The following is a 19,490-nucleotide window of genomic DNA, read 5'->3' as shown; positions in this document are numbered from 1 at the left end:
AGCCCCGACGGCATCGCCGCGGCGGTCGCGGACCTGAAGCTGGAGCTGGTCGGCGACAAGGGTCAGGCGGCGGAACTGTTGACCGGCGAAGACGCCGTGATGGTCGAAGCCGTGGTGCAGCCGCGCAGCCGGATCGAAGGCCACACGCCGAGCAGCCTGAGCCTGGGCCGCCAGCACGATATCAACCTTCTGGCCGTCTCGCGCCAGGGCAGGCCCCATCGCGGTCGTCTGCGCTCGTTCCGGCTCGAGGCCGGCGACGTGCTCTTGCTGCAAGGCGAAAGCGAGGACATCCACACCGCGCTTGGCCGTCTGGGCTGCCTGCCGTTGACCATGCGCGAAGTCTCGATCGGCAAGCGCCGCATGATCCTTCCGGCCCTGGGCCTGTTCGTCGCCGCCGTCGCCGCGGCCGCCATGGGCTATGTCGCCATTACCATTGCGTTCTCCGTTGTCATGATCGCCATGGTCCTGCTGCGCATGGTGAGCCTGCGCGAGCTCTACGACGCCGTCGACTGGCCGGTGCTGGTTCTGCTGGGCGCCATGATCCCGGTCGGCGGTGCGCTTGAATCGACGGGCACGACCGCGCTGGTGGCGAATGGCATATTGTCACTTGCCGGCGATCTCTCGCCGCTCATCCTGCTCGGCCTGGTCCTGGTGGTTACCATGACGCTGTCGGACATCATGAACAACGCGGCGACCGCGATCGTCATGGCGCCGATCGCCGTGGGCATCGCCAGTGCGCTCGGCGCCAATGCCGATCCGTTCTTGATGGCCGTCGCCATCGGCGCCTCATGCGCATTCCTGACGCCAATCGGCCACCAGAACAACACGCTGATCATGGGCCCGGGCGGCTACCGCTTCGGCGATTACTGGCGCATGGGATTGCCGCTGGAGGTCCTCATCGTCGTGGTCGCGGTGCCGCTGATATCGTTCGTCTGGCCGCTTGGAATCTGAGTCATGACACTCAACGTCCAGAGTGCCCTTGGTCTGGTTGTCCTGATCCTCATCGCCTGGCTCCTGGGCGGTGCCAGAAAAAAGGGTGCGCTTAAGATCATCGCCGTCGGTGTCGGCCTCCAGTTCGTTCTGGCGCTCATCCTCCTGCTCATCGAACCGGTACGCGATGCGCTCTCCCTGGTCACCGACGCGGTTGAAGCGATGGCGGCGGCGACCGAGGCTGGCACGTCCATCGTCTTCGGTTATCTAGCCGGCGGGCCGGCGCCGTTCGAGGTATCCAACGCCGGGGCCATGTTCGTGCTCGCGTTCCGCGGCCTGCCTCTGATCCTCCTGGTCAGCGCCTTGAGCGCCTTGTTGACCTATTGGCGCATTCTGCCGTGGATCATCCAGGCGATCAGCCGCGTCCTGGAAAAGAGCTTCGGCATCGGTGGCGCCGTCGGTCTGGCAACCGCCGCCAATATCTTCATCGGGTCGGTCGAGGCGCCGCTCTTCGTGCGCCCCTATTTGGCGCGCATGACGCGCAGCGAGCTCTTTGTTCTGATGGTCGGCGGCGCGGCGACGATCGCCGGGACCATGTTCGTCATCTACGCCACCATTCTGGGGGCCGCGGTTTCGGACGCCGCCGGCAATCTGCTTGTCGCCTCGGTCATGAGCGCGCCGGCGGCCATCATGGTCGGTCTGCTGATGATGCCGGAGACCGAAACTCGAACCAGCGGTCATGTCGCCGTGACGTCCGAGGCCAGCGGTGCCATGGACGCGATTGTCCAGGGCACCGAACAGGGCATCAAAATCGTGCTCGGCGTCATCGCCATGCTGATCGTGCTGGTGGCCCTGGTCAGCCTGGTCAACCAGATCCTCGGGTTGTTCCCGGACGTCTGGGGCGCACCGTTGTCGCTGCAACGCCTCCTGGGCTACGTGCTGGCGCCGCTCGCCTGGCTCCTAGGTATTCCCTGGGCGGAGGCGGAAACCGCCGGCCAGCTTCTGGGCACACGCGTCATTCTGACTGAGTTCGTCGCCTATCTGGACCTGGCCGCCCTGCCCACGGGCACGCTTACCGAGCGCAGCGAGATCATCCTGACTTATGCCATGTGCGGCTTCTCCAGCCTTGCCGCACTCGGCATCATCATCGGCGGCCTGTCAGCCATGGTGCCCAGCCGGCGCGCCGAGATCGTCGCGTTGGCGCCGCGTAGCATCCTGGCCGGTTTGATCGCCACGTCCCTTACCGGCTGCGTCGTCGGCGTGCTGATATCCTGATAGCGGTGGGCGTTTGTCCCCCGGTGCCTGAAGACCCGCCCGCATTTGCCACAATCCCACCATGGTCCAGTCACCATCCCATGCCATAAGATGACGGGCGAAGGCATGGGGTCCCTCAATCCACCAGGACCCGCTGCGGTGCCTTCGCCGAAAATTGGGAGGGTTGGCGATGACGGCACGTGGGTTGGCGACTGTCTGGTGTCTGGTGCTTTTGGCCATGGGGCTCTCGGGCCCGGCCGTCCTGGCACAAGACACGAAAGCAACGCCCGCCCTGGAGGTCACTGACCTCGCCGTCGATCCCGAGAGCGACCCGCCGCTAGCCTGCATCAGCTTCAACGAACGGCTTGCCGAGAGCGACGGCCTGGACTGGAAGACCTATGTCCGTATCGATCCGGATGCCGATATCGCGATTACATCGCGGCGCAACTTCTTGTGCCTTGAAGGCCTCAAACACGGCGAAAGCTATGACGTCACCCTGAAAGCGGGCCTGGCCGGCCTTTCGTCGTCGTTGCCTGAGGACGTGCCGATGCAGGTCGTCATGCCCGACCGCGCGCCATCCGTGTCGTTTGCCGCAGGCGACGACGTCTTGCCGCGTGTCGGCGTGCAGGGCCTGCCCGTTACGACCGTCAACGTCTCGACCGTGGCGCTGAGGATCTTCCGCATCAACGAGCGCGCCATCGCGGCGCGCGGCGGCAGCGATATGGAGGGCGGCGAGGTCTATTCGTGGACCCTGGATGATTTGGAGAACGAAAGCGGCGAGCTCCTGTGGTCGGGCGAAATGGATATCACCGGCGCCATGAACCAGGACGTGCGCACGGCCATTCCCTTGAACGAGGTGATCGGCACGCTGGAACCCGGCCTCTATGTTGCCACGGCGCTCGACGCCCGGCGCGCCGATGACGACTACCCGGCCTGGGAAAGCCAGCCCTTCATGGTTTCGAACCTGGGCGTGGCGACGGCGCTTGGCGACAGCGGTCTCGACGTCACCGTGCGCTCGCTTGCCGATGCGACGCCGCTGCCCGGCGTGACGCTGGAACTGATCGCTCGCAACGACGCGGTACTCGGCACCATCGTGACCGATGCCGACGGTTACGCGCGTTTCGATCCCGGCATGGTGCGCGGTACAGGCGGCAATCGACCAAAGCTGCTGACAGCGACCGATAGCGAAGGCGACTACGTCTACGTCGATCTTGCCTCAGCCCCCATCGACCTCAGCGACCGCGGCGTCAGCGGCCGCGCGCCGTCGGGCCCGCTCGACGCCTATCTCTACACGGAACGCGGCATCTACCGACCCGGCGAGACCGCCCACATTACCGCCATCCTGCGCGACCAGAACGGCGCTGCGGCATCCGACCTGCCGTTGACGTTCCGCGTGTTGCGCCCTGACGGCCAGGAGGTCCTGCAACGCACCTCGTCCGACGACGAGGACGGTGGTCATGTGTTGACCCTCGATATCGCCGGCAATGCCTATACCGGCACCTGGACGGTCGAGGCTTATGTCGATCCCGACGGCGCGCGGGTCGGCCAGGTCAACTTCCTGGTCGACGACTTCGTACCGCCGCGCATCGAAGTCGACATGTCGGTCACGCCCGAGGTCCTGTCCGCCAAGACACCGGAGGCGACGCTCGATGTTGAGGCGCGCTTCCTCTACGGCAGTCCCGCCGGCAATTTGGCGGCTGAGCTCAGCCAGGTTCTGGTGAAGTCGGTTCATCCCTTCGCCGCGCTCCAGGACTACTATTTCGGCCTGGCGGAAGAAAACGTCCTGCCACGCCAGCTCGACGATATCGCCTTCACCACCAACGATGCCGGTCAGGCGTCGCTCGCGATCCAGGTGCCGCCCGACGAGGGCGTTATCTCGCCCGTCGAACTGCAGTTGCGCGCCACCGTGTTCGATGTCGGCGGGCGTCCGGTCAGCCGCGAACTCACCCTGCCGATCGTCACGCAGCCCATGCTGCTCGGCATTCGTCCAACCTTCGAAGACGATCGCGCGCCCTGGCGCCAGCCCGCTGAATTCGACGTCATCGCTGTCGACTGGTCAGGTCAGCGCATCGACAAGCCGGGGCTTGAATGGGATCTCTTCCGCGAACAGTACGACTGGGTCTGGTACGAGGACGACCAGTGGCAATACCGGGGCGTCCTCTATGACCGCCATATCGCCGGTGGTCGATTTGACGCGGCCGTCGACACGCCGGCTCGTATCGCTGCCGAAATCGATTGGGGCTGGTACCGGCTGGAGGTCTATGACGCGGAAACCGGTATCGCCAGCAGCTATCGGTTCCGCGCCGGCTGGTCGTATGGCGTCGCCGGATCAGACGGCACACCGGACGCGGTGACCGTCACCCTGTCGGAGCAAGTCTACGCTCCCGGCCAGACCGCTGCCGTCTTTGTCCAGCCCCCATTTGACGCCGAAGTCGAGATCGCGGTGATGGATAGCGGAGTGCGCGACATCATGCGCGTCGCCGTGCCCAAGGAAGGTATGGAGATCAGCCTGCCGGTCGAAGCGACCTGGTCGCCCGGCGTCTACGTCGTCGCGACCGCCTACAACAAGACGCCCATGGCCGATGAGCTGATCTCGCGCCGCGCCATCGGCGCGGTCTGGATGGCCGTCGAACAGCCGGATCAACGTCTGACGGTGACGATCGATTCACCGGATTCGATCGAACCCAGCCAGACACTCTCCGTGCCGATCGAGGTCACCGGTCAGGCTGCGGGCACCAAAGCCTTTGTGACGCTCGCGGCCGTCGACGACGGCATTCTGCAGCTAACGCGCTTCGATGCGCCCGACCCCGCGAGCTACCTCTTGGATCAGCGCCGCCTGGGCGTCGACCTGCGCGACATCTATGGCCGGCTGATCGATCCCAGCGCCTCGGCGCTCGGGCAACTGCGTTCCGGCGGCGACATGATGCGCGGTGCCGGTGTGGGTTCGCTGCCTCAGCGCTCCAGCAAGGTTGTCTCGCTCTTCTCCGGCATCGTCGAGACGGATGCCGACGGGCGCGCGGTGATAGAGCTCGACATTCCTGACTTCAACGGTCGGCTGAAGTTGATGGCGGTCGCCTGGACGGTGGCCGGCGTCGGCGCGGCTGCCGTCGACATGACCGTGGCCGCCCCCATCGTTGCTGATCTCTCGTTGCCGCGTTTCCTGGCGCCCGGCGACCGTGCCTGGGCAACGCTTGCCGTCGACAATGTCAGCGGCACACCCGGCCAGTACAGCTTCCAGGTCAATGCCGGCGGCGCCGTCACCATCATCGGCGCGACCCAGCAGAGCATCGATCTGGCTGTCGGCGATGGGACGGGCCTGCGGTTCGAGTTAGTCGGCGCGCACCTGGGCGTCGCCGATATCCAACTGACCGTAACCGGCCCCGACGACTATCTGGAAGTGCGCTCGTGGGGGCTGACCGTGCGCCCGTCGACGCGAGCCGACGTCACACGGGTCTCCATGACCCTGGAACCCGGCACATCCAACAGTGTCGGCACGACGTTGTCCGATGGCCTTTATCCAGAATCGGTGTCCGCCACGATCGGTCTCAACACCGTGCCGGCCTTCGACGTCAAGGGCCTGCTCGACGAACTCGCGGCCTATCGCTACGCCTGCGCCGAACAGACGACAAGCCGCGCGCTGCCGCTGCTCTACTTCGCAAGCGACGGCATGCTGGGTCCCGACGACGTCATCGAGAACCTATCGACCCATCACGATGTCGACGAGGCTGTGCGCAGCGTCCTCGCGATGCAGCGGCCCGACGGTACATTCGGTTACTGGTGGTGGTACAACGACACCAATCTGTGGCTCTCGACCTACGTCATGGACTTTCTGGTGCGCGCCCGCGAACGCGGCGTCTTTGTGCCTCAGTACGGCTATGATCGCGGCATCAAGGCGCTGCAGCGCGCCGTTTCCGATTGGCGCGATGAACCGGGCGACCTCGCCTACGCCTATTATGTGCTGGCCCGAAGCGGCAATACCGACCTTGCCGAACTCGAGTACTTTGCGACGACGCACTATGAGGACGAGTGGTTCCTGGACGAGGCGTTTATCGCCGCGTCGTTTGATCTGCTTGGCGATCCCGAACGCGCGGCCGAAGTCGCGGCCGGTATGACGTTCACCTTGGAGGATCTTCAGGGCCACGAACGCTATTGGCGCTACCGCTCGGTCCTGACCGATCTCGCCGCCGCCACGGCGGTGCTGGGAGAGAGCCGGTCAATACCAGCGGCGAAAGTGCTTGGGCTCGCGCAAATGGCATCGGAGGTCTACGCCACCCGGCGCTGGATCAGCACTCACGAAGAGGCCTGGATGCTTCTTGCCGCCAGAAGCCTTGACCGTTTTACCGGTGACGTCCAGGCGACACTAGGTGGCGAAACGATCGACCAAAGCCAGGGTCTTAGCCGGGATCTCGCCTGGCCACCATCGGGTGGTTCGCTGGACGTGACCAACAACGGCGACAAGCCGCTTTATGCGACCGTCACCGTGCGCGGCTATCCGATGGAAGCACCGCCCGCCCAGGAGAACGGCTTTTCAATCGAACGAAGGGTCTATGACATGGCCGGCAATCCGATCGATCCCAGCTCCATGGCTCAGCACGACCTCGCGGTCATCGTCCTGACCGGCGACCTGCGCGACCGGATTTGGTGGGAGTACGAGACCTGGCACGACATCCTGCTGATCGACCTGCTACCCGCCGGCCTGGAGATCGAGAACGCGCGGCTTGAAGGCAACCGTGATCTCGAGAATCTCGCCTGGCTGGGCGACGATCTCTCGCCGACCGACAATGTCGAGCAACGCGACGACCAGTATGCGGCGGCGTTGAGCTTCGCCGGCAAGACCGGTTTCAAGGTCGCCTATATCGTCCGCGCGGTAACGCCGGGCAGCTATGTCTACCCCGCGCCCTATGTCGAGGACATGTACCGGCCTTATCAGTTCGCGGTCGGCAAGGCCGGGACCCTGGATGTGACCGGGAACTAGGCAGGCGATGCGCAAGCGGGGCGAGAAACCGAGAGCCGGTGCCCGATGGTGGGCGCGTGCCGCCATGGGCCTGGCGCTCACGGCGGCGATTGTCGTCATCGCCGACCGTCTGCTGCCGCCCGATCTCACCCGCTATGCCGACCGCACCCAAGTCGTCGCCGACCGCGACGGCGACGTGCTGCGCGCCTTCGTCACCGAGGACGGTATGTGGCGGCTCAAGACATCGGTCAACGATGTCGACCCGCTCTACCTCGCCATGCTGGTCGCCTATGAGGACAGCCGCTTCGACTGGCACTGGGGTGTCGACCCACTGGCGCTTGCCCGCGCCACCGGCCAGTGGATCGCCAACGGCCGTGTCGTCTCCGGCGGCTCGACGCTGACCATGCAGGTCGCGCGGTTGCTTGAGCCGCGCGCGCGTACGCTGGACGCCAAGCTGATCGAGATCGCACGCGCCTATCAACTGGAAGCGCGCTTAAGCAAGGAACACATCCTCGGCCTTTATCTGACGCTGGCGCCGTTCGGCGGCAATCTGGAAGGCGTGCGCGCGGCAAGCCTCGCCTATTTCGGCAAGGAGCCGCGCCATCTCTCGCCGGCTGAAGCGGCGTTGCTGGTTGCTCTGCCCCAATCGCCGACGGCGCTGCGTCTGGACCGCAATCCCGAGGCCGCCCAGGCCGCGCGCGATCGCGTGCTGGACCGGGTCGCCGCCGCCGGCGTCATTACCGCCGACGAGGCCGCACGCGCGAAACACAGTGACGTACCGGACCTGCGTCAGGATCTGCCCTTCCTGGCACCGCATCTGGCCGAGCGTCTGCACGCGCTGGATCCCGACAGCGAGGAGATCGTCACCACCTTGGACGCCGATCTGCAACGCGCTGCCGAACGTGTCATTGGTCTGGCCCCGCCAGTCGCCGATCCCGCCGCGAGCGCCGCCGCCCTGATCGTCGACAACCGGTCGGGCTGTGTCGTCGCCCATGTCGGCGCCTTCGACTATTTCGCCGCCGACCGTCAGGGCATGGTCGACATGACCCAGGCGATCCGGTCGCCGGGCTCCGCGCTCAAACCCTTCATCTATGCGCTCGCCTTCGAGCGCCGGCTGATTCATCCCGAGACCATCATCGATGACCGGCCGCGGCGTTTCGGTGGCTACGCGCCGACCAATTTCGACGGCGGTTTCAACGGCGACGTCTCGATCCGCGTCGCGCTACAGCTGTCATTGAACGTCCCGGCGGTCGCCGTGCTGGAACGCTTGGGTCCCGTGCGGTTCCAAGCGGCGCTTCAGCAGAGCGGCGTCGCATTGCATCTGCCGGGCGACGCGCCGGCCGCCTCGCTGCCGCTGGCGCTGGGCGGTGTCGGTATCTCCTTGGAAGACATGACGGCACTCTACGTGGGCCTCGCGCGCGGCGGCTCCGTCGCGCCGCTCTGCGTGACGCAGACCGACACTCCCGCCGAGCCGCATCGGTTGGTGCGCCCATTCGCCGCCTGGTATGTCGCTGACATCCTGGGCGGCGCGGCGCGCCCTCTCGGCTTCCGCAATGAGGGTACCGCTTTGCCGTTCAAGACCGGCACGTCCTATGGCTACCGCGACGCCTGGGCGGTCGGCTTTTCCAACGACTACACCATCGCCGTGTGGGTCGGCAGGCCCGACGGCGGTTCGTGCACCGGCTGCATCGGCATCGATGTCGCGGCACCCCTGATGCGCCGCCTGTTCGACCTCTTACCGCCAGATGCCATGAACGGCCTGCCACCGGCGCCGGCCGGCGCCGTCATCGCGAGCAATGCCGAACTGCCCACCCTGCTGCGCCGCTTCGACCGCAACTTGGACCCGGCACCTCTCCCCGACCTCGACATCGCGTTTCCGCCCGACGGCGTGCGCGTGCGCTTGGCGGCCTATGACGACGGTACCGATCCGCTGCCGCTGCGCGCCGAAGGCGGCGTCCTCCCCTTGACCTGGCTGGTCAACGGCACACCGGTTCCCGCCTATGGCCGCCTGTCGCTCGCCGAGTGGCTGCCCGACGGCGCGGGCTTTGCCGATATCAGGGTCGTCGACAGCCACGGTCAGTCGGCTGCCGCACGGGTCTTTATCGAGCTGCATGACGCAGGCACACCGCTCGAGGACACGGACTCCTAGAAACTAACCATGTGGGCGGCTGGCCCTACGTTAGACGCGCCATTTGATCGACAAGGCCGTATGATCGGTGGCTCGATCAGGCGATGGAAGGGGTTGGCAGCTTGAATCGGTTGGGGGCAAGGTTTGATCCCAGAGGGTCGGCCGAACGTCGTGCTGTCGGCATTCTTCGTCTGATCGCAGCGGCCGCCATGACCACGATGCTCGCGACAGGCTGTACTGCGGTCGGTGAGCCTGTGGCCGACGCGCCAGCACACCATCGAGAGCACGGTTTTGCCAATCCGTCGGGAGCATCCGGCACCGATCCGTTGGAATTCCTGATCGACCGGATCCGGCTCGGTCTTGGGGGTCAATCGGCATCGGCAGCATCGGCGTCTGCGCTGTCGCCGGACGAAGCGGAGGCGCGCTGGGCGGCGACGGGCGACGCGGACGCGGTGCAGTGGCTTGGTCATGCCACTGTGCGGCTTCGAGTCGGCGGTATCGTGCTGCTGTCGGATCCGGTGTTCGCCGAACGATTGACACCGCTGCCACCGTTCGGGCCGCGACGCTCGAGCACGCCGCCAATACCTGCGTCAAACCTGGGTGCGGTCGATGCCATCCTGATCAGCCACAACCACTATGACCACTTCGAGCCCGACAGCATTCGCACCATCGCCGCACAGGGCGACGTAGATTGTCTGCTGCCACTGCGGGTTGGCGACGGGCACAGTCTCGGCTGCGACGTCGTCGAGCTGGACTGGGGCGAGGTCACGGAACTCGGGTCGCTACGGGTGACGTTCCTGCCAGACGAGCATGAGTCCGGACGCGGCCTCTTCGACCGCAACCAAACGCTCTGGGGCGCCTGGCTGGTCGAAGATGGGCAGAGGCGCGTCTACATCGCAGGCGACGGCGGTTATGGCACACATTATGCCGATCTTGGTGCTGATGACTGTGGTGTCGATCTCGCGGTGATCCCGGTTGGCGGTTACGAGCCCGCCGACTTCAATGGCGAGATCCACATGAACCCCGAGGAGGCAGTCCGTGCGGTTGTCGACCTTTGTGCGGAGCGCGCGCTGATCGTGCACTGGGGCACCTATCCGTTGGGCATGGAGAACAGCGCCGACATGCTGCGCCGGCTGAACGAAGCCGCAAGCGCTGCTGGACTGGCCGACAACACGCTTCTCATCCTGGAGATCGGCGACACCGTACGGTTTTGACCGGATGCACTTTGTGGTTCCCAGCGACCACGCTTTCTGAAAGCATTTCCACCAGGTGTCGTTGGAAGAGAGTCATGAATCGCGTCGCTCAAACGCCCAGTGGTTCAACCCTGAATGCCGGCCGCTTCGACCCCGATAGCGCGGAGGCTTCATCGACCCTGCCGGCCGCATGGTACTACGATCCGGACATTTATCAGCGCGAGCACGAGGCGATCTTCTATCGTACCTGGTGGTACCAATGCCATATGTCTGATGTCGCGAAGCCCGGCGACTATCACTGCGGCGCCGTGGCCGATCAGAAGGTCTTCATCATCCGAGGGCGCGATAACTACCTGCGCGCTTTTTACAACGTCTGCAGTCACCGCGCCCATCCGCTCCTGGAGGACCACGGCAACAAGGTGTTGATCACCTGTCCCTATCATCAGTGGTGCTACAACAGCGATGGCACGTTCCGTATGGCGGGCGGCCGCGAGACGCTGGAAGGCTGGGTGCCTGACAATGCTGACCTGAAGCCAGTGCGCCTTGAAAACTACGGCGGTTTCCTGTTCGTCAATCTGGACCCGGACGCCACGCCGCTTGTCGAACAGGCGTCGCAGCTCATGAAGGATTTCTACACATGCTGCCCGCGCCTGGACGAGCTGGTGCATGTCGAGCGGCGCGAACGCGAGGTCGCAGCCAACTGGAAGACGCTCGTCGACAACAACCACGAATGCTACCACTGCGACGCCAACCACAAGTCGCTGATGGAACTGGTCGACTACGACAACAAGGCCGTCTGGTCCGATGACGGCATCACGTTCTCCCACACGGTCGAACGCAAGAAACTGGACAATGGTGCCTATGCGCTGGACAAAAACGCAATCGAACAGGATTCGCTCTTCAGCTACATCTGGCCGAGCCTGATACCGCTGTTCTTCCCGGGTACGCCAAGCGCCGTGATGTTCCAGATCCTGCCGACCGGACCCGAGACCGCAACCGTGCGCCACGACTTCTATTTCCTGAGCCGCGAACCGAGCAAGCAGGAACAGGCGTTCATGGATTGGATAACGAATGTCTTGGTGCCCGAAGATGTGACCTTGTGCGAACACGTCCAGCAGGGTCTGCATTCACGGGGCTATACCCAGGGCAAGTTTGTCGTCGACCGCGACAACGTCGCGTTCTCCGAACACCACGTGCACTTCTTCCAGCGGTTCGTCTACGAGGCGCTGACCCGGTGACGGTCGGATACCGCCCGTCTACGTGGACAGGCCCCGCCGCAGATCGTCGGGTCTGAGCACGGGCACGATATCGATGGCGGCATCGACCGCCGCGAAGAACGGCTCGTTGATCTCAGGCAAACGCGCCGGATCATCCGCCTCGAAGAAGACCATGCCGGCGCGCTGGCCGTCTTTCACCATGAAGTAAGCGGCCTCGGCGTTTGTCTGCTCGAGCAGCTTGTCGATCGCGGCGCCCAAGGTGCCGTCCTTGGCGGTTTCGTTGCCCTTTTCGACGGGTATGGTGAATGAGAGCATCAAACGCATGGTTTCCTCCTGGAGACGAATACTGGATTGCGATCTGGTGTCAGCGCGCCGCGGCGGTTTCCGACGACGCCGTGGTGTCGCCTGTGGCGACCCGCCCATCTGCAATGGGATTCGTGAACGCCAGGACGTCATCATCGATCGGCGCATCGCGGATCAGCTTCTTGTCTTCGGCGAAGTCCTGCGTGTGCCGCCAGGGGTCCCAATCGCCTTGTTTCGGGAAGAGGTGCATCAATCGCTGCATGTAGCCGGCGGAAAAGTCATCAATCCACGGCAGCGCTTTCATCGTCTTGTCCTGCTCGCGCAGACGCGGCGTTACCTGGCGCATGCCCAGCTTATCCATGCGGTTGATCAGCCGGCACACGAACTCGGCCGTCAGATCGGAGCGCAGGGTCCACGACGCGTTGATGTAGCCGAACGTCTGCACCATGTTCGGCATGTCCGAATACATCATGCCCTTGTAGGAATAGGTCTGCGGAAAATCGACGGGCTCGCCGTCGACATCAAAGGCGACACCGCTTGCGACGATCAGCTTCAAGCCGGTCGCCGTGACGATGATGTCGGCGTCCAACTCCTTGCCGGACTTAAGCACTAATCCGGTCTTCGTCACGCTCTCGATCTCGTCGGTTTCGACGGAAGCCGTGCCGGCGTTGATGGCATTGTAGAGGTCGTCATCGGGGATCAAGCACAGACGCTGATCCCACGGGTTGTAGCGCGGCGTAAAGTGCGTTTTGACGTCATAGTCCGGGCCCAGGGCCTCGCGCACCATATAGAGCAGCTCGAACTTCACCTTTTCCGGTTCCGTGCGCGTGCGGCGGTAGAACCCGACATCGTTGCGCACGTTCTTCCAGCGCGTCACCTTGTAGGCCATGTCTTCCGGCAGGAAACGCCTGAGCCGATTGGCGTCGGCGTCAACGGCGGGCATCGACACGACATAGGTCGGCGAGCGCTGCACCATGGTGACCTCGGCACCGTTCTCGGCCATCGCTGGCACCAGCGTCATCGCGGTCGCGCCACTGCCGATGACAACGACCTTCTTGCCGGCATAGTCCAGATCCTCCGGCCAGAACTGCGGATGGACGACCGTGCCTTCAAAGCGCTCCAAGCCGGCGATGGCGGGATCATGCGGTTCGTCATAGTTGTAGTAACCGCCGCACATCAAAAGCATGGTGCACGTGAACGCAACACGCTCCTCACCACACTGAGCATCGACCGTCCACTGCGCATCATCCGTCGACCAGTGGGCCGCGACGACCTTGTGGCCATAGCGGATGTGGTCGACGACGCCGCGTTCTTCGGCGGCTTCACGCACATAGCTCAGAATCGACGGGCCGTCGGCGATCGCCTCGGCCGCGCGCCAGGGCTTGAAGTTGTAGCCCAGCGTGTGCATGTCGCTGTCCGACCGGACGCCGGGGTAACGGAAGAGATCCCAAGTTCCGCCGAGGGCGTTGCGGCCTTCCAGCAGGACAAACGTCTTGCCCGGGCACTTGTCCTGGAGGTGGCACGCGCTGCCGATGCCGGAAAGGCCCGCACCGACGATCACAACGTCAAAATGGCTCACGACAGCCTCCGGGGCGCCAAGAAATCGTCCCGATTATTCCCTTCTTTGGCCGCCATCGCCACCCATAGTCAGTCTGCACGACACCGGCCACGGGGGGCGGTGTAATCCGGGGGAAGCCTGATGGTTCGGTCCAATGGACGGCTTAACGTCCGCAATACCTTTCCGCTTCTGATTGCCGCAACGTTCGCCGCGCCGCTGCTCGGCTGTGAAAACGAACCCGCCGCCACAAGCCAGAACGACAAGGTCGTCTTTGAGTCAGAGCTGTTTATCGATGGCCTGACGGCACAGCCGACACCGGTCATGACGCCGTTGGGCGACGCCTATGAAGATGTCGAGCCGAACCCCGTGGTCGCGGTGGTCGAGGAGCCGGTGTCGACCTTTTCCATTGATGTCGACACGGTGGCTTACGCCAATGTCCGGCGCTTCCTGAACGAGGGCGCTCTGCCGCCGCGCGATGCGGTCCGCGTCGAGGAAATGATCAACTATTTCGACTACGCCTATGACCCGCCGCTGGACGCAAGCGAACCGTTCTCGGCGACGACCACGGTCGTACCGACGCCATGGAACGATGACACCCAGCTCGTTCATATCGCGATCAAGGGCTACGACATCGTCGATACGGAGAGACGTCCACGCGCCAACCTCGTCTTCCTGGTCGACGTTTCCGGTTCCATGCAGGGCCCGGACCGGCTGCCGCTTCTGGTGCAGAGCCTGCGCCTTTTGGTCAACGCGCTTCAGCCCGACGATAGCGTCGCGATCGTCACCTATGCCGGCAGCGTCGGCGTCGCTTTGGAGCCGACGCCAATCGCCGACAAGGAGAAAATCCTGGCCGCTTTGGATTTGCTGGGCGCGGGCGGTTCAACGGCCGGCGCCGCCGGCATCGCGCTCGCCTACGACACCGCGCGCGCCGGTTTCATCGACGACGGCGTCAACCGCGTCATTCTGGCCACCGATGGCGACTTCAACGTCGGCATCAGCGACACGGACCAGCTGCAGGATTTGATCGAGCGCGAGCGCAAGAGCGGCGTCTATCTCTCGGTCCTCGGCTTCGGACGGGGCAATCTGAACGACCAGATGATGCAGCGCATCGCGCAACACGGAAACGGCAATGCTGCCTATATCGACTCGCTTATGGAGGCGAAGAAGGCGCTGGTCGATGAGCTCGACGGCACGCTCTTTCCGATCGCCAACGACGTCAAAATCCAGGTCGAATTCAACCCCGCCCAGGTGGCCGAGTACCGGCTGCTGGGTTACGAAACCCGCCTCTTGGACCGCGAAGACTTCAACAACGACAAGGTCGACGCGGGCGAAATCGGCAACGGCCATGCGGTAACCGCGATTTACGAGATCGTTCCGACGGCCTCGCCGTTCCGCTGGGTCGACCCCCTGCGATACAGCGCTGACGCAGCTGTCGAGGATGACGGCGGGTTCGGCAGCGAACTCGCTTACCTGAAAATCCGGTACAAGCTGCCGGGCGAGACCACGAGCACGCTCATGCAGCAGCCCATCCTGGCGCCGGACAATGACATCAGGCTCACCGAGGCCAGCGAAGACGTGCGGTTTGCCGTCGCGGTCGCCGCCTATGGCGAGTTGCTGCGCGACAACGTTCACCTGGGAACGTGGGAGATGGGCGATGTCATCGACCTCGCCAGCAACGCCCTGGGCGACGATCCCTTCGGCTACCGCCGCGAGTTCGTCCGCCTCGCCGATCTGGCCGGAAGCCTGCGCGCGACCCAATGAGAGGCTTGGACGCCGGTCGCTGTCTGTGTCAAACACGGGCACATGACACTGATCGGGGAGGTCGATATGGCCACGGAAAAGGTCGCCGTTGTTACCGCGGGCGGCAGCGGTATGGGCGCCGGCGCGGCCCGCAAGTTGGCGGAGGATGGTTTCCGCGTCGCCATCCTGTCTTCGTCCGGCAAGGGCGAGGCGCTGGCGAAGGAGCTTGGCGGCATCGGCGTCACCGGCTCGAATCAGTCGAACGATGACGTGAAGCGTCTGGTCGACGGGACCATGGACGCCTGGGGCCGTATCGACGTCCTGGTCAACAGCGCCGGTCACGGGCCGCGCGGTCCAGTCGTCGACCTCTCCGATGAAGACTGGCACCAGGGCATGGAAGTCTACTTCCTGAGCGCCGTGCGCCCGACTCGTCTGGTCACGCCGGTCATGCAGCAGCAGAAGGGCGGCGTCATCATCAACATCTCGACCTTCGCGGCGTTTGAGCCGGACCCGGTGTTCCCGACCTCCGGCGTCTTCCGCGCCGGCCTCGCCGCCTACACCAAGCTCTATTCGGACAAGTACGCCGCCGACAACATCCGCATGAACAACGTCTTGCCCGGCTTCATCGACAGCCTGCCGGAAAAGGAGGAGTTCCGCGCCCGCATCCCCATGGCACGTTACGGCAAGACCCAGGAGATCGCCGACGTCGTCGGCTTTCTGGCTTCCGACGGCGCAGGCTACATCACCGGCCAAAACATCCGCGTCGACGGCGGCATCACGCGCTCGGTCTAGCGCTGCGGCTTCAGATTGCCGCCGCCCAGACCACGTCCAATAGAGACTGTGTTTGAATGCTGGCGTTCGCGTAGGCAGACCGCGCCTCGGTGTCGTCTGAACCCGCAAGATTGACGAAGTCCTCGATCATGAGGACGTGTTGCGACGCCTTGGAGGGCGTTTCGGTGAAGACGAAGTCCTGCGGCGTCATCGACCGGGTTCGGATCGTGTAGCCGGTCGGCACGTCGGCGGCCTGGCTGCCGATGCTGTTGGTCCAGTTCATGACGAAGTCATCCATCGCCAGAGCGCCCTTCTCGCCCAGCAGGCGGAAGTCCTCCAGCCGCGTGCCGCACTGAAAGCCGGATCCGAACGTCATGGTCTCGCCGCTCTCAAAGCCGAACGCGCCAATGGCCTCGGTCACCGCACCCGTACTGGTGTCGCGTCGCAGAACGACCTCGGCCTCCGACACCGCACCTTCGGGCCGCAGGTATTCGACGATGGCGCGCATGCAGTACCAGCCGAGATCGCCCAACGCGCCGGTCGGTTCCAATGTGGGGTCAAAGCGGATGTCCGATCGGTCGTCCAGGGGGCTGTAAAACACGCATTGCAGACCGAAGCGCTTGCCGATTTGTTCGTCGGCCGCCGCCCGGACGGCATCGCGGCGGGGATGGTGGACAAAGTGGGTGGCGTCCATGAAAACGAGGCCCGCCGCGGCAGCGGCGTCGGCCATGCGTTCGACCGAGGCGGCATCCATGAACGGCTTATCGACCAGCACGTGCTTGCCTGCCGCGGTCGACGCCAGCGCCACGGCCTCCTTGAGCGCGGTCGGAATTCCCACATAGACGGCAGCCACGTCGTCACGCGCCAGCAACGGTTCCAGACCCTCGACCGCTTGAGTTCCCGCCCGGCCCGCGACAAAGGCCTCGGCCCGGCTCAACGACCGGCTCGATACGGCAACCAGACGCGCATTGCCGGCCTGTTGGATCGCATCGGCAACCTCACGGGCAATCATGCCCGTGCCGACGACTCCGAAGCCGAACGATGTCATGGCGCTGTCGCCCGATCTTGCACGCAAGCACCTCCCATCATGTGCAGGAAGACTAGCATGAGAGGAGCGCCGGACACGTGTCAGGCGTCCAACAAGCTCTTGGGGCTGCCCATCTGGTAGTAGCCGAGGAAACCAGAGCGGACCTCGTCTTGCGAGCCGTCATAGATGTCATAGCCAAGCAATTGCTGCGCCTTCGCCGGCAGCGCCCGCAACACGTCGATGTCCAGATTGAGATAGCTGTTCTCCACCGCGCGCAGCCAGCCCAGACAGTAGGAGACGGAAAGCGCGCGCCGCACCGTGCCGTCCGTGTTGGTGCCGCCGGCATGCTGGGTGTCGCCGCGGACGATCGCCATGCTACCGGCCGGCATAACCGCCTGCGCGATCTCGCCTTCGACGGGCGCGCTGTCAGGGGACCAGCGGTGGCTGCCCGGCACCACCAGCGTGGCGCCGTTGGCGGCGGTGAAGTCGGTGGCGGCGATCATATAGTTCATCTGCAGGAGGTCGGCGCCCCGGCGCGCCCAGATCGGCCACGAGCCGTCATCGACATGAAAGTGCTGCGCGGTCTCGCCGCCGCGGATCTCGATCAGCTCGCCGGCGCTCAATAGATAACTTGAACAGCACGGCAGCAGGTAGTGGTCGGTGATCGCCAGCAGACGCGGGTCCAGTATGATGTCGGCGAAGCTCGGCGCATGGGCCGCCAGACCGTGCAGCCGCACCGTGCGCGACCCCAGAAAGCCGTCGATCGCCTGATTGCCGAAGTGGAACTGTTTGTAGGTATCAATGGCGGGCTGGATTTCCGTGTTGAAACGTTCCAGCAGGGACGGGTCCATGAAGTCGCTGACGATGACGACGCCGTCGTCGTCCAGGACCTCGATGATCGTTTCGACCGCGCTGTCGGCGGGCAGTGTTTCGACATCGGCTGACATGATCTCTTCCTGACGTTACCCGAATGCAAAGAAGCGTGCACGCAAACGGCGTCACGGCGCCGCCGGATCAACCGCCAGCCGCCGGGGCCGCGCGCCGGACGTCGGAGAGTCAGAAGAGAACGATACCCAGGACGTGACCTGGATAGATCACAAAGCTTGGTCTGCTAAGCGCCATCGGATGACGGCTCTTCCAGCGCCTGCCTCACCATATGGTGAAAGAAGTGGACGACATGCTCGGCCTCGCCGCCCATGGCCTCGTCGGCGATAAAGCGGCCCTGGTCATAGGCCCGCGACTGCAGGCCGCGCTGGACCGATTCGCACAACAACTGATCCTCGCGGCCCAGAAGGTCGAACAGATAGGCGTTGCGCGCTTCGTCCTCCGGCTCGCCGGCCACGGTCAGGCGATCGTTGACGAAGGACGTCGTCGTCGGGCTGCGCGGCACGATGTGCGTGATGTTCACGCTGACCGAACCCGGCACGATATTGATCGTCGTCGTCGGCCACAGATACCAGAACGCCGCGCGCTGGATCGGATCGTCGGCTTGGAAGTTGTAGGCGCTGTTCTCAGGCTTCGTCTCCGGGCCCAACTGGAAGGCGGAGATGCCTTCGATCGTGTGCTCGTAGCACGCCATGTCGATCATATCGGCGAACGCCGGATGGGCGGGGCCGCAGTGGTAGCATTCGACATAGTTGTCGACGACTACCTTCCAGCCCGCCTGCATCACGTCGTCACCGAACGTGCTGGTGCCGGTGAAGACGAGTTCGTCGTAGTTCGGCACGAACGCGCGGATCGACGCCTCCAGATGGGACGCCTGCTCGGCCAACGGCACCGCGTCGTCGTCCAGGTTGACGAAGACGAGGTTGCAGAACTCCTCGACCCGGACCGGCCGCAAGCCGAAATCCTGCTTGTCGAAGCCCGCCACCATTTCGCAGTTGCGCGCCGCCCGCAGACTGCCGTCCGGCGCATAGGCCCAGGCGTGGTAGGGGCAGGTGATCACCGCCTTGACATTGCCCTTGCCCTGCAGCAGTTCGTGGGCGCGATGCTGGCAGACGTTATAGAAGGCGCGCAGCACGCCGTCGCGGCCGCGGATGACGAATACGCCCTGATCGACAACGGTCGTCGTCATGTAGTCGCCGGCCTTGGCGACCTCGCTCGCCGGGCCGACGTATTGCCAGGTGCGGAAAAAGATCCGCTCCTTCTCCAATTCGAAGACGTCGGGATCGATGTAGTAATCCGCCGGCAGGGTATAGGAACGCGTCGCGTCCTCGCTCAGCGGTTTGGGAAACGCTGCATGCACGACATTCGACGTTGCCATTGTCTCTTCCTAGGCCTTTAAGTTGAACGACCATTCAATAATAATTCGGTCGGACTTCCATTGTCAAACGGCATAGGCGCCATCGCAAGCCGGACGACGGCCCACGGGCGCGTCCTCTACTGCCCGAAACGCTTGCGGGCCTGGATAACCGC

The 19,490-nt window shown here is 64.3% G+C and carries 13 protein-coding genes; 8 read left to right on the top strand and 5 right to left on the bottom strand.

Features of this window, described 5'->3' with window-relative positions; all coding sequences use genetic code 11:
* The 6 genes from AAF563_20695 to AAF563_20670 form a co-directional block, all read left to right on the top strand.
* Positions 1 to 951, top strand: a 951-nt coding sequence (locus AAF563_20695; GenBank protein MEM7123707.1) for an SLC13 family permease, incomplete at its 5' end; no start/stop codon positions are given.
* A gap of 3 nt (positions 952 to 954) precedes the next feature.
* A complete protein-coding gene (locus AAF563_20690; protein ID MEM7123706.1) occupies positions 955 to 2,205 on the top strand; it encodes a nucleoside transporter C-terminal domain-containing protein in 1,251 nt (416 codons plus the stop codon).
* A 169-nt stretch (positions 2,206 to 2,374) separates the two neighbouring features.
* Complete coding sequence (locus AAF563_20685) at positions 2,375 to 7,159, top strand: alpha-2-macroglobulin (protein MEM7123705.1); 4,785 nt, start codon at positions 2,375 to 2,377, stop codon at positions 7,157 to 7,159.
* 7 nt (positions 7,160 to 7,166) lie between these two features.
* Complete coding sequence (pbpC, locus tag AAF563_20680) at positions 7,167 to 9,287, top strand: penicillin-binding protein 1C (GenBank protein MEM7123704.1); 2,121 nt, start codon at positions 7,167 to 7,169, stop codon at positions 9,285 to 9,287.
* 188 nt (positions 9,288 to 9,475) lie between these two features.
* Positions 9,476 to 10,480, top strand: coding sequence for an MBL fold metallo-hydrolase (locus tag AAF563_20675; protein MEM7123703.1), 1,005 nt, complete (start codon positions 9,476 to 9,478; stop codon positions 10,478 to 10,480).
* Positions 10,481 to 10,554: 74 nt separating this feature from the next.
* Entirely contained in the window at positions 10,555 to 11,697 is a 1,143-nt protein-coding gene (locus AAF563_20670) for an aromatic ring-hydroxylating dioxygenase subunit alpha (GenBank protein MEM7123702.1), read from the top strand.
* 18 nt (positions 11,698 to 11,715) lie between these two features.
* On the opposite strand, the gene AAF563_20665 is transcribed toward AAF563_20670, so the two are convergent.
* Positions 11,716 to 12,000: a DUF3303 family protein gene (locus AAF563_20665; protein ID MEM7123701.1), complete on the bottom strand. Its 285-nt coding sequence runs from the start codon at positions 11,998 to 12,000 to the stop codon at positions 11,716 to 11,718.
* Between the two features lie 40 nt (positions 12,001 to 12,040).
* Positions 12,041 to 13,558, bottom strand: a complete 1,518-nt coding sequence (locus AAF563_20660; protein ID MEM7123700.1) for an NAD(P)/FAD-dependent oxidoreductase — start codon at positions 13,556 to 13,558, stop codon at positions 12,041 to 12,043.
* 120 nt (positions 13,559 to 13,678) lie between these two features.
* On the opposite strand from AAF563_20660, the gene AAF563_20655 reads away from it, so the two are divergent.
* Together AAF563_20655 and AAF563_20650 are read left to right on the top strand one after the other, a co-directional pair.
* Entirely contained in the window at positions 13,679 to 15,298 is a 1,620-nt protein-coding gene (locus AAF563_20655; protein MEM7123699.1) for a VWA domain-containing protein, read from the top strand.
* 66 nt (positions 15,299 to 15,364) lie between these two features.
* Complete coding sequence (locus AAF563_20650; protein ID MEM7123698.1) at positions 15,365 to 16,069, top strand: SDR family oxidoreductase; 705 nt, start codon at positions 15,365 to 15,367, stop codon at positions 16,067 to 16,069.
* A 10-nt stretch (positions 16,070 to 16,079) separates the two neighbouring features.
* Here AAF563_20650 and AAF563_20645 read toward each other — a convergent pair whose 3' ends face one another.
* The 3 genes from AAF563_20645 to AAF563_20635 form a co-directional block, all read right to left on the bottom strand.
* Positions 16,080 to 17,096, bottom strand: a complete 1,017-nt coding sequence (locus tag AAF563_20645; protein MEM7123697.1) for a Gfo/Idh/MocA family oxidoreductase — start codon at positions 17,094 to 17,096, stop codon at positions 16,080 to 16,082.
* 80 nt (positions 17,097 to 17,176) lie between these two features.
* Entirely contained in the window at positions 17,177 to 18,022 is an 846-nt protein-coding gene (locus tag AAF563_20640; GenBank protein ID MEM7123696.1) for a phytanoyl-CoA dioxygenase family protein, read from the bottom strand.
* 164 nt (positions 18,023 to 18,186) lie between these two features.
* Complete coding sequence (locus AAF563_20635) at positions 18,187 to 19,338, bottom strand: aromatic ring-hydroxylating dioxygenase subunit alpha (GenBank protein ID MEM7123695.1); 1,152 nt, start codon at positions 19,336 to 19,338, stop codon at positions 18,187 to 18,189.
* Positions 19,339 to 19,490: the final 152 nt, after the last annotated feature.

It is taken from the genome of Pseudomonadota bacterium, assembly GCA_039028155.1.
Taxonomy (GTDB): Bacteria; Pseudomonadota; Alphaproteobacteria; order SP197; family SP197; genus JANQGO01.
The sequence above is the reverse complement of the archived record's forward strand: the minus strand, read 5'-3'. Positions and strand labels throughout refer to the sequence as shown.

Coding starts and splice junctions, on each gene's coding strand:
- AAF563_20665 (MEM7123701.1), bottom strand. CDS start 12,000: ATGCGTTTGATGCTCTCATTCACCATACCCGTCGAAAAGGGCAACGAA.
- AAF563_20670 (MEM7123702.1), top strand. CDS start 10,555: ATGAATCGCGTCGCTCAAACGCCCAGTGGTTCAACCCTGAATGCCGGC.
- AAF563_20640 (MEM7123696.1), bottom strand. CDS start 18,022: ATGTCAGCCGATGTCGAAACACTGCCCGCCGACAGCGCGGTCGAAACG.
- AAF563_20675 (MEM7123703.1), top strand. CDS start 9,476: ATGACCACGATGCTCGCGACAGGCTGTACTGCGGTCGGTGAGCCTGTG.
- AAF563_20690 (MEM7123706.1), top strand. CDS start 955: ATGACACTCAACGTCCAGAGTGCCCTTGGTCTGGTTGTCCTGATCCTC.
- pbpC (MEM7123704.1), top strand. CDS start 7,167: ATGCGCAAGCGGGGCGAGAAACCGAGAGCCGGTGCCCGATGGTGGGCG.
- AAF563_20685 (MEM7123705.1), top strand. CDS start 2,375: ATGACGGCACGTGGGTTGGCGACTGTCTGGTGTCTGGTGCTTTTGGCC.
- AAF563_20650 (MEM7123698.1), top strand. CDS start 15,365: ATGGCCACGGAAAAGGTCGCCGTTGTTACCGCGGGCGGCAGCGGTATG.
- AAF563_20635 (MEM7123695.1), bottom strand. CDS start 19,338: ATGGCAACGTCGAATGTCGTGCATGCAGCGTTTCCCAAACCGCTGAGC.
- AAF563_20645 (MEM7123697.1), bottom strand. CDS start 17,096: ATGACATCGTTCGGCTTCGGAGTCGTCGGCACGGGCATGATTGCCCGT.
- AAF563_20655 (MEM7123699.1), top strand. CDS start 13,679: ATGGTTCGGTCCAATGGACGGCTTAACGTCCGCAATACCTTTCCGCTT.